General features: G+C 34.9%; 9 protein-coding genes and 5 pseudogenes. 7 read left to right on the top strand and 7 right to left on the bottom strand.

The annotated features are described in order from the left end of the window. The first annotated feature begins 154 nt into the window (after positions 1-154). From mltG to mtnN, 7 genes and pseudogenes are all read left to right on the top strand, one after another. On the top strand, positions 155-1,126 hold the full coding sequence (mltG, locus tag JCM13188_RS16900) for an endolytic transglycosylase MltG (protein WP_369405126.1): 972 nt from the start codon (positions 155-157) through the stop codon (positions 1,124-1,126). A 148-nt stretch (positions 1,127-1,274) separates the two neighbouring features. Then, on the top strand, positions 1,275-1,661 hold the full coding sequence (locus JCM13188_RS19940; RefSeq protein ID WP_279402049.1) for an O-methyltransferase: 387 nt from the start codon (positions 1,275-1,277) through the stop codon (positions 1,659-1,661). 37 nt (positions 1,662-1,698) lie between these two features. Next, positions 1,699-1,911: an O-methyltransferase gene (locus JCM13188_RS19935; protein ID WP_279402048.1), complete on the top strand. Its 213-nt coding sequence runs from the start codon at positions 1,699-1,701 to the stop codon at positions 1,909-1,911. 11 nt (positions 1,912-1,922) lie between these two features. After that, positions 1,923-2,546: a uridine kinase gene (gene udk, locus JCM13188_RS16890; protein WP_054755016.1), complete on the top strand. Its 624-nt coding sequence runs from the start codon at positions 1,923-1,925 to the stop codon at positions 2,544-2,546. Positions 2,547-2,647: 101 nt separating this feature from the next. Then, positions 2,648-3,101: pseudogene (gene greA, locus JCM13188_RS16885) on the top strand (transcription elongation factor GreA). A gap of 199 nt (positions 3,102-3,300) precedes the next feature. After that, on the top strand, positions 3,301-3,864 hold the full coding sequence (locus JCM13188_RS16880) for a YrrS family protein (RefSeq protein WP_054755015.1): 564 nt from the start codon (positions 3,301-3,303) through the stop codon (positions 3,862-3,864). 31 nt (positions 3,865-3,895) lie between these two features. Continuing rightward, entirely contained in the window at positions 3,896-4,597 is a 702-nt protein-coding gene (gene mtnN, locus JCM13188_RS16875; RefSeq protein ID WP_054755014.1) for a 5'-methylthioadenosine/S-adenosylhomocysteine nucleosidase, read from the top strand. 262 nt (positions 4,598-4,859) lie between these two features. Here mtnN and sigK read toward each other — a convergent pair. From sigK to JCM13188_RS16840, 7 genes and pseudogenes are all read right to left on the bottom strand, one after another. Further along, a pseudogene (gene sigK, locus JCM13188_RS16870) lies at positions 4,860-5,592 on the bottom strand (RNA polymerase sporulation sigma factor SigK). A gap of 121 nt (positions 5,593-5,713) precedes the next feature. After that, positions 5,714-6,058 (bottom strand): monovalent cation/H(+) antiporter subunit G, encoded by a 345-nt coding sequence (gene mnhG / locus JCM13188_RS16865; RefSeq protein ID WP_054755013.1) that lies wholly within the window; start codon positions 6,056-6,058, stop codon positions 5,714-5,716. Further along, entirely contained in the window at positions 6,039-6,296 is a 258-nt protein-coding gene (locus JCM13188_RS16860) for a monovalent cation/H+ antiporter complex subunit F (protein ID WP_369405125.1), read from the bottom strand. Before JCM13188_RS16860 ends, mnhG begins: the two co-directional genes overlap by 20 nt. A gap of 46 nt (positions 6,297-6,342) precedes the next feature. Next, positions 6,343-6,777, bottom strand: coding sequence for a Na+/H+ antiporter subunit E (locus tag JCM13188_RS16855; RefSeq protein WP_369405124.1), 435 nt, complete (start codon positions 6,775-6,777; stop codon positions 6,343-6,345). A gap of 47 nt (positions 6,778-6,824) precedes the next feature. Next, positions 6,825-8,312 (bottom strand): annotated as a pseudogene (locus JCM13188_RS16850) (Na+/H+ antiporter subunit D). Beyond that, positions 8,309-8,643, bottom strand: a pseudogene (locus JCM13188_RS16845) (Na(+)/H(+) antiporter subunit C). Before JCM13188_RS16845 ends, JCM13188_RS16850 begins: the two co-directional pseudogenes overlap by 4 nt. Further along, positions 8,644-10,976, bottom strand: a pseudogene (locus JCM13188_RS16840) (Na+/H+ antiporter subunit A). Between the last annotated feature and the right edge of the window lie 116 nt (positions 10,977-11,092).

Raw genomic sequence — 11,092 nt, 5'->3', positions numbered from 1 at the left:
GCTATTCCCTGTTTTTGGATTAAAATACAATTCACAAAATATATAGAAAAATATTATAAAATAATTTATAATATTACGGGTGTAGGGGGGAAATAGATGAGTAGTTATTCTGATCTAAAAGAAACAACGGGTAAAAGAAGCAAAATCACGTCGTATTATTTTTATAGTTTTAACAATACTTATTATAACGATAAGTGCAGGCGGCTATAAGGCTTATACATATATTTCTGAGGGGCTAAGTCCAGTAGACCCTGACGACAATACTATTATTGAAGTTGAAATCCCCCTTGGCTCTAGTATTGATTCGATAGGAAATATATTGGAAGAAAATAACATCATCAACAATGCGACGGTCTTTAAATACTATGTCAAATTCAATAATGAAACAGGCTTTCAGGCTGGGGAGTATAAGCTTGCTAAAAATATGAAGTTAGGTGAAATAGTTGAATCGTTAAAAACTGGTAAAATATTGGTAGATCCTTTGTTTACTGTAACAATACCTGAAGGCACAACAATTGAACAGGTAGCCGACATTTTTGCTGAAGAGACTTCAATTAAGAAAAAAGAATTCCTTAATAAAATGAAAAAACAGAAATTTGTTAAATCATTTATTGTTAAATATCCTGAACTTTTAAATGAGGATGAAATTTTGAAGAAAGGAATTAGGTATCCTTTAGAAGGTTACTTATTTCCACTAACATACCCTTTTTATGAAAAGGACCCGACTATTGAACATGTCGTAAACCTTATGCTAGAACAAACTAATAAACGTATCATGACTTATCAACAAGACATTATAGAGAAAAACATGACGGTTCATGAAGTAATTACGATGGCTTCCTTAATCGAAGAAGAAGCCGTTAGTGAAGAGGACCGAAAAATGATCTCAGAGGTTTTTTATAACCGTATGAATAATGATCCTGAAATGCCACTTCAAACAGACCCAACAGTATTATATGCATTAGGTGAACATAAAGATCGCGTTTTATATGAAGATCTTGAAGTCGATTCACCTTATAATACTTATGAAAATAAAGGTCTGCCAATTGGTCCTATCTCAAATTTCAGAGAAAATGCTCTACAAGCAGCGTTATTCCCTGAGGACCTAATTATCTCTATTTCGTAGCTGGCTATGATGGTGAAGTTTATTATGCAGAAACATTAAAAGGGCACGAGAAGAATATTCAAGAACATCGTCCACCTAAAGACTAATAGGGAATGCGTGTCATAACGCATTCTCCTATTTTATATTTACTCAAAGAGGATGCATTAAGATGCCTACAAATAAACAGTATATACAAGATTTATATAGCTTGAATAAACAAGCTCTATTGCTTGAAGAAATGGAACATTATGCTTCTCTGCATTCTGTTCCAATTATTGAAAGGGATGGAGTTGAGCTGTTAAAACAGTTAATCAGACTTCACAAACCTAATCAAATACTCGAAATTGGCACAGCTATTGGATATTCTGCCATCCAAATGGCTTCAGCGAATTGTGAAACTCAGATTACATCTATTGAAATAGATGAAGAACGATTTCACATCGCAAGTAAAAATGTTGAAAAAGTAGACATGACTGATCGTATCCATTTAATCTTAGAAGATGCGAACCAATATTTAAATCAATTAAAGATGAACAATTTGATTTCGTTTTGTTGATGCTGCCAAGGGACAATATCAAAGTTACATTGAAAAAGTGATACCATTTTTAAAAACGGGTTCACTCATTGTTATTGACAATGTTCTGTTTAAGGGTTATGTTTCTAAAGAAGTGCAAGATGACCGAAAACGATTAATGAAATTAGGAGAGAAAATCGATCGATTTAATCAGTGGTTAATAAAACATCCTGAGCTTGATACAACAGTAGTTGAAACTGGGGATGGTGTAGCAATAGCATTGAAGAGGTGACAGACATCGTGGTGAAAGATAAACCGATTATAATTGGTGTTGCGGGTGGAACTGGGTCTGGTAAAACGACCGTAACACGAGCAATTTGTGATCATTTTAAAAATACATCTGTTCTAATGATGGAACAAGACTTTTATTATAAAGATCAATCTCATATGCCATTCGAGGAGCGACTTAATACGAACTATGATCATCCACTTGCATTTGATAATGACTTACTTGTGGATCATTTAAATAAACTTAAAAACTGGCAATCCATTGAAAAACCTGTTTATAATTATGAAATGCATACACGTGCTGAGGAAACGATTACGGTTGAACCACAAGAAGTTATAATTTTAGAAGGAATTTTAGTACTAGAAGACGAAAAGTTACGTAATATGATGGATATAAAGGTTTTTGTGGACACGGATGCAGATATTCGTATTATTAGAAGATTAATGAGAGATATTAATGAGCGAGGAAGATCACTTGAATCGGTTATTAATCAGTATATTAATGTCGTAAGGCCAATGCATTTACAGTTTGTTGAACCAGCGAAACGATATGCAGATGTGATTATTCCAGAAGGTGGACAAAATCGTGTTGCCATTGACCTTTTAACAACGAAAATTGAAAGCATTATCAATAAATAATTAATCATAGAAATGGACAAGATTAATTTAAATTAATTATATGAATTTCGTAATTATTCAAAGGAGTGTATAGATTATGGCTGAAGAAAAAAAGTTATTATATGACTGAGGAAGGTCTTGAGAAATTAAATCAAGAATTAAATGAACTGAAAACTGTACGTCGCCCAGAAGTGGTTGAACGTATTAAAGTAGCTAGAAGTTTTGGTGATTTATCCGAGAACTCAGAGTATGATGCTGCGAAAGATGAACAAGCATTTGTTGAATCAAGAATTGCTCAAGTTGAGAACATGATTCGAAATGCTGTCATTATTGAGAATGATGATGAGTCAAGTGACATAGTACAGTTAGGTAAAACTGTTAAGTTTGTTGAATTGCCTGATGGAGATGAAGAAGAATACCAAATTGTTGGTAGTGCCGAATCAGATCCATTTGAAGGAAGAATTTCTAATGACTCACCAATGGCACAAAGTCTATTAGGTAAAAAAAGTGGGCGATCAAGTAACTGTTCAAACACCTGGTGGGGAAATTGATGTTAAGATTGTAGATGTCTCATAATATGAACTCAACGTTGTCCTGCACCATACGTGTAGGACAAATTATTATTTAAGCAAAAAGGGGTTGAGAATATGTCAAATGGTAATTTTGATGGTTCTAGATCTGACCGTTACGAAAAGCGAAGAAAGAGCACGAAACTAACGAATACATTACTCATTACCGCAGCATGCCTTGCCGCGTTTTTAATTGGAATGTTTGTTTGGGTGGCGGGGATGATGAAGAAGAACAAAATCAAGCCCAAAACGAAGAAACACCTGCTTCAGGTGATGAGGAACAAAACAACACTGAACAAAATGATGAAACAACCGAAGAGACTAATGAAACAGATTCAGAGGAGCAAGAAAGCAATTCAGAAGAAACGACTGAAGAAGAATCCGAAGAAGAAAATCAAGATGAAGAAACAGATGTAGAAGTTAAGCCAGGTGATAGTGAAGAGGTTAAAGAAGTTAGAGAAGGTAACTGGGAACCTTATCCTACTGAACAAAGTGAGCCGCATTCAATTAATTTAGAAAGTGGCTCTCAGGACCGTATTGAAATTGAGAGTGCCATCGCTAAAGCTGTTAACTCTTCATCTAATAATTTGACTTATTGGTGGTTAGAAAGCGGTGGTGTTCCTGATCAAGTTACGGGTTATGTAGAAGATAAGTCATCAGGCGAATACTACCGGGTACCTCTAAAATGGATTGAAAATGAAGGGTGGCAGCCTCAAAAAGTTGAAGTACTCTATGAAAATATCGGTAAACAGAAACTAGAAGGTAATTAATTCAACTTGAAGACTTAAGTGAGGTAGGATTATGAAAATAGGAATCATTGGAGCAATGCAGGAAGAATTAGAATGGTTAAAATCTGAAATGACCATAAAACAAGAAATTGTCGTAGCGAATTGTAGATTATATGAAGGTATATTAGCTGATCAGGAAGTTGTCGTATTACAATCAGGGATTGGAAAAGTGAATGCTGCTTTATCAACGACAATCCTTCATGAACGTTTTAAACCTGATTATGTGATTAATACTGGATCTGCAGGCGGGACAGATCCTAACTTAAACGTAGGAGATGTTGTCATTGGTACCGAAGTCATTCACCATGATGCTGATGCAACAGCATTTGGGTATGAATACGGGCAAATTCCACAAATGCCTGAACACTACCCTTCAGATCGTATGTTGATCGACTATGCTAAGGCCTCTACGCAAAATCTAGATCCTTCAATTCAAGTGATGGAAGGGTTGATCGGGACAGGAGATTCATTCATGTCTGATCCTGAAAGAGTTAAGAGTGTTGTTGATCGACTTAAAGAAGTAAAAGCTTTAGAAATGGAGGCTGCATCTATTGCGCAAGTTTGTTATCAGTATCAAACACCATTTTTAATCATTAGATCGATTTCAGATGTAGCTGGCAAAGAATCTAACATTTCTTTTGATCAATTTTTGCCTAAAGCAGCGAGAAATAGTGCAGAAATGATAGTAAATATTTTAAAACAAATTAATAACTAGAAAAAAAAGCAACTTATACAATAAAAGTATAAGTTGCTTTTATTTATAAAAATAGAGGTAATACCCGCCTAGAATTAATAGCAGTAATAATGACACGATGAGTAAGGAGTTCGCAAAACTATTATGATTCGGATAAACAGGATAAGGTGGATATTGAGGAGGACCATAATGATAGTTGTCATAATACATAATTGAACCCTCCATTCATTTAGATGGTCTACCTTATCATATGCATTTATCCCATAAATGAATAGATGATTGCCTAATTAGAATTCGGATCTTGTTTTTCTTTCCTTTGCTCATCACGATAAAAGGCATGAAACATTTTTCATCAGGGCACGTTTTTCGATTCTCGAAACATAGCTTCTAGATATATTTAATTCTTTGGCAATTTCCCTTTGCGTTAGTTCATCTAACTCATTTAACCCGTAGCGTTTTACAATCACTTCTTTCTCTCGCTCATCTAACAGGTCAATATATTTAAATACTTTGGCAATTTCCATCGAGGTCTGAATTTTTTCAACTAAATCAGGTTGGTCCGATTTTAAAATATCAATTAAGCTAATTTCATTGCCTTCTTTATCCTGACCGATTGGATCATGAAGGGACATATCTTTATTAGACTTTTTAGATGTCCTTAAGTACATTAGAATTTCATTATCAATACATCTAGCGACATAGGTAGCAAGCTTTGTACCCCGATTGCTTGAAAAGCTTTCAACACCCTTTATTAGTCCAATCGTTCCAATAGAAATTAGGTCTTCTTGATCTTCTTTATTATTCTCATATTTTTCGCTATGTGTGCCACTAACCGTAAATTATGTTCAATTAACTTATTTCTAGCTTCGGGATCCCCCATCTTGTTCCCAGCGCTTTAAGTATTCCTCTTCTTCATCTCTACTTAACGGTTGAGGGAAAGCGTTACCTTTAACATATGATGCAAAGAAATAAAGGTTTTCAAAAATAATCGTCAGTACTTTAAACAGTGTGTACATGGCACCAACTCCGCATTAAAGATTATAGGTAATCGCCTATATTTAAATGTATGTCGCGTATTTGGTTTAGTGCCTGTACATAAAGAAAAAGTCGACCTGATTTCATCAAGTCGACTGTAACTTATGCTTTATTTTCTTCTTGGTCACGTTTTAGTTCATCACGAACACTATGCTTCCAAAGTTTAACGCCAGATTGGTGTGCGGCTCTAGAGATCATGTGGCCACTTACCGGAGCTGTAATTAAGATGAAGATAATTCCTAATATTAATTTACCGCTAATAATCCCATATTCAAAATAAAGGAAGATAAATGCTCCAATTAATACTCCAGCCACTCCTAATGTTGAAGCCTTTGTTACCGCATGAAGACGAGTATAAATATCAGGGAATCTCAGCATGCCAATCGATCCTGAAATCACAAAGAAAGTTCCGCACAGTAAGAATAAACTAATGATTATTTCGATCAATGACAACACCCTTTTCAATAAATTTGGCAACAGCAATGGTTCCGATATAAAGTAATATTCCTATTAGAAGGACCACGTCATTTAATTTATCAGTCACTAAATGAATAGCTACAAGTGCTGTAATCGCCATCATGTTGACGCCAATTGTATCAATTGCAACTGCTCGGTCTGCATTGGAGGGACCGATAATAGCTCTTATTAATAATAAAAAACTGATACAGTCAATGTAATAAAACAAATGATCAGCACGATGCTTAACATTTGGCTACCGAATTCATTTAGCATTATCTAGTCACCTCCATAATTGCACGTTCAAACGTATTTTTAATCTCATTAATCTCTTCCTCAACATCTGGCATATCCATTGCATGGATGTATATGGTTGTATAATCATCCGAAACAGCAACTGATAAAGTGCCTGGAGTTAAAGAGATTAAATTAGCTAGTAATGTGATCTCCCAATTACTTCTTAGTTCAGTAGGTAAAGCAAAGATGCCAGGTTCAACGTCTAACTTAGGCTTATATACAAGTTTGACAATGTTCCAAGTTGAAATGATTAACTCTTTTATAAATAAAAGAATGAGACTGATGATTTTCCAACTCGTTCTAAATAATAAGCATCTGGGACAAAACGTCTTAAAAAGAATAGAAGAGCCATACCAATTAAATAACCCGTAAAGAACGTTAAGAAGTTGTATGATTCTGTTAAAAACATCCATAATACAGCAATCAGGATGTTTAATAAAATTTGTAAAGCCATTTATGTTCACCCCTTTAATACAGAAGAGATATATTCACTACGATCAAGTAAATATGTTGAGATGGTGTCCACGTACGGTAATACAAATTCAGCTCCGACACCTAAGAATACTGAAACGGTAAGAAGTAGTCCCGCGGGCACTGTTAACGCGTGAACTTTGCGGTTATTTTGGGTCATGCCTTCCATCTTTTCGCCCCAAAACCCGCGAATGAAGATTCTTATCATAGATAATAGTATTAATAAACTAGATAGCAGGGCGATGATGGTTAACGGGAACTGCTCTTGACTTAAAGCGCCTCTTAATAAAAGCAATTTACCTATAAAACCACTAAATGGCGGTACTCCCGCAAGAACTATGGACCCTAAGAAAAATAACCAACCTAAGACTGGGAATCGTTGAATAACGCCACTCATTTTGGATAAATCCTTAGTGCCTGCAGCTACAACTAGAGCTCCAATTAATAAAAATAGTGCAGCTTTTACAACCATATCATGCATTAGATAATAGACTGATCCAGCTAAACCATCTTCTGAATAAAGTCCAATTCCCATTAGAATAAAGCCGATTGCAGGAATGATGTTATAAGTGACAATTAGTTTGACATTGTTGGTAGAAAGTGCACCTATAACTCCGAAAATCATGGTGAACATGGCAAGCCAAATGAAAATTTGATTATGGGTTAATCCCGTATCATGAACAAATATTAGTGTGTAAACTCTAAAGATTGAATAAATCCCTACTTTAGTTAAAAGCGCACCGAATAAGGCTGATACGACTGGATTTGGTACAACATAGGAATTTGGAAGCCAGTAATATAAAGGAAATACGGCAGCTTTTACTGCAAACACAAAGAATAATAGAATTCCAATTCCAGTTACGATGCCTTGTTGTTCTGATGGAATATCATTAATTCTTTCAGCAATGTGCGCCATGTTAACCGTTCCAACTAGTGAGTAAATGAATGCCACTGTTGTAACGAATAACATGGATGAAAATAAGTTAATTAGAACGTATTTTAATGATTCTCTTAATTGTGCCTTACCATTACCAAGTACAATTAAGCCGTATGAAGCCATAAGTAAGACTTCAAAGAATACAAATAAGTTAAAAAGATCCCCAGTTAAAATGCACCGGATACACCAGAAATTAATATGAAATAAAAGTATAGAAGTAAAACGCTCTTGTTCATTAGACAATGAATGCGGTGCATAAAATACAGCTGCTGTTGCGATTAAATATGTCGTTAACACTAGTAGTATGGATAGGTAATCGGCAACAAATGATATTCCAAAAGGTGCAGCCCACCCACCACCTTGTAAGACAATGATACCTTCATTAAAAACAGTCCAGGCTATGTAACCAACAACAGCTAGAAAGATTACGGTTAAAGTTTGAGCGATTTTTCTTACCAAATTTAGCTTAGATGGTATAAATGCTACTATGATACCTGCTAATAATGGTAAAACAATCGGAAGTATAGCTAAGTTATTCATTCTTCAGAACCTCTCAATTTCTCCATATTGTCAGTGTGGTTTAGTTTGTAAGTTCTATAGGCTAAAACTAATAAAAACTAGTAACACCAAAACTAATAACAATTGAAGTCAAAATTAAAGCTTGAGGGAGGGGGTCCGTATAATTCGAAACCCCATGTGCCTCAATAGGTGAGGCTCCTCGTTTAAGTTTACCCATGGTTAGAATAAATAAATGAGCACCATGAGAAATTAAAGCCGTACCAATAATAATTCTTAAAAACTGTTTTTGTAATAAGTTATAAACTCCAGTTGTAAATAGAAGTGATGCTAAAACAATCATAATAATTTCCATTTATTTCGCCCCCTTATTTCGGCGAAGTTTGATCATAGCATATATACCTAATGCTGCTGCGAATAAAACGGTTATTTCAAACAATGTATCAATACCACGGAAGTCAACTAAGATTACGTTTACCGCATTATGACCACCACCTAATTTATAAGTGTTTTCCATGTAGAAGTCTGCAATGGTTTCAGCAAAACGACTGTTATAAGCTGTAACACCAATTACAAACATTAAAACTCCGTAAGCAACAGATACAAGTACATTCGTACCTCTTTTAGCAAGTGATTTGTATCTGCTTTTAAATTAGGTAAATGGTAGAAACATAATAAGAATAATACGACCGTAACGGTCTCAACGATTAATTGTGTAAGAGCTAAATCTGGCGCTCTGTACATAACAAATAAAATAGATAGCCCATAACCAACGACACCTAGTATTAATATGGCTGCAATTCTGTTTTTTGCTATAGTGGTGCCGATAGCAGCTACAGCCATGATGACAGCAACAATTACTTCAGGTGCTGTAATAGGGGCTAGGTCGTCAATATTAAAATTAAAACCTTCTGTAGCTAAAATCGTCCCAGCAGTAATCGAAATAATCGCTGTTAGTATTAAGATCATATACAAGCGTAATGACCCTGTCATATAAGCAGTTGTAATCTTGTTTGAAACAGATTCTATTTTTTCAACGGTCCAATCATATACTCTGTTGAAGCTTAGAGTGCCTGGAAGAACTCGGTAGACACCCTCCCATTTCTTTTTGTTAGGAATAGAAGAATACCTAATCCAACAACAATTAATGACATTTGAAATGCTGGACTATCAAATCCATGCCAATACTTAACGTGCTTTTCAACGTCACTACCATATACAGCATCGGCTGAATGTGAGATTAATGCCTGATTAAAAATGTTTGGGAATAACCCGATTACAATGACACCAATAACTAAAATCATTGGAGGTACTAACATCATAATTGGTGCTTCATGTGGTTTTTAGGTAATTCATCTTCTTGGTATTTACCTCTAAATGTACCGAAGAATAAATACATGGAATAAATGAATGTAAATATACTACCGACCACAGCAACTATTGGAATATAAGTGATTAAAGTCTCAACAAAGGTTCCTGAATACTCACCTAAATGTAGTGAAGATTCAAAGAACAATTCTTTACTATAAAAACCATTTAAAAATGGAAGTGGTACGCCTGCCATCGAAAAAGTACCAAATATCGCTAAAGTTGCCGATATTGGCATAAATGTCATTAGCCCACCTAACTTACGAATATCTCTAGTTCCAGTTTCATGATCAACAATACCAGCAACCATAAATAGGCTTCCTTTAAATGTTGCGTGGTTTAAGATATGAAACACAGCCGCAAATACCGCGTATGATGTACCAAAGCCAAGCATAGCCATAATCATACCTAATTGACTTATGGTAGAAAACGCAAGTATTCCCTTAAGATCAGTTTGTCTAACGGCCATATATGATGCCCATGCTAATGTAACAAGACCAAATATGCTTAATAGGATAAAGAATAATGGAACTTCAGAGAAAATAGGTGAAAAACGAGCCATTAAGTAAATACCCGCTTTAACCATTGTGGCAGAGTGTAAATAGGCGCTAACTGGAGTAGGCGCTTCCATTGCATCAGGTAGCCAAATGTGAAATGGAAATTGCGCTGACTTCGTAAATGCTCCAAGCAATAGAAAAACTAATATAAAAATAAAATGTTCACTATTCACAATCACATCAGCTTGTTCAATCATACCTCTAATGCTAGTAGTCCCTGTTTCAAGGGTAAGTAGAATTAAACCAGCCAAAAGACTAAACCCACCAAGTACTGTTATAAGCATTGACTTTAAAGCACCATAACGTGACTTTTCACGATAATGCCAATAGCCAATTAATAAAACGAAGATAATGAGGTGAATTCCCAAAACGTATAAAGTACGAATACATTATCTGATAAGACAACCCCTAACATAGAGGACATAAAAATGTATAAGTAAGTGTAAAAATGACCAATTTGCTCATCTTTACTTAAATAGTAGATTGAGTATAAAACTACAAGTGCTCCAATACCACTTATTAATAAGACAAATAATAAACTGAGCCCATCCAAATAAAAATCAATAGCAATATTTAGTGATGGGATCCAGTTAATTGATTGGCTGACAGGTTCAAAACCTGCTCCAACAAATTGGATAAAATAGAAAAAGATTAATAAGGGGATAGGTAAGATTAACCAGCCGGTATGAATCTTATGTTTAAGTCGACTTAAGAAAGGGATTATAATAGCAAATATAAGTGGTGCGAAAACGGCATAAACCATATGTATGTTTTCCATCCTTTCAGTTTATGTATATCTCTCTAAAGGTACAGTAATATTATAACGATTTTCAACTCTTAATGAAAAGAAAAACCACCATTCATTTAAATTATAAAAAA

Origin of the sequence: Piscibacillus salipiscarius JCM 13188, assembly GCF_001311865.1 — a bacterium.
Classification (GTDB): domain Bacteria; phylum Bacillota; class Bacilli; order Bacillales; family Alkalibacillaceae; genus Piscibacillus; species Piscibacillus salipiscarius.
Note: the sequence above shows the minus strand (reverse complement) of the source record. Positions and strands in the feature narration are given on the sequence as shown.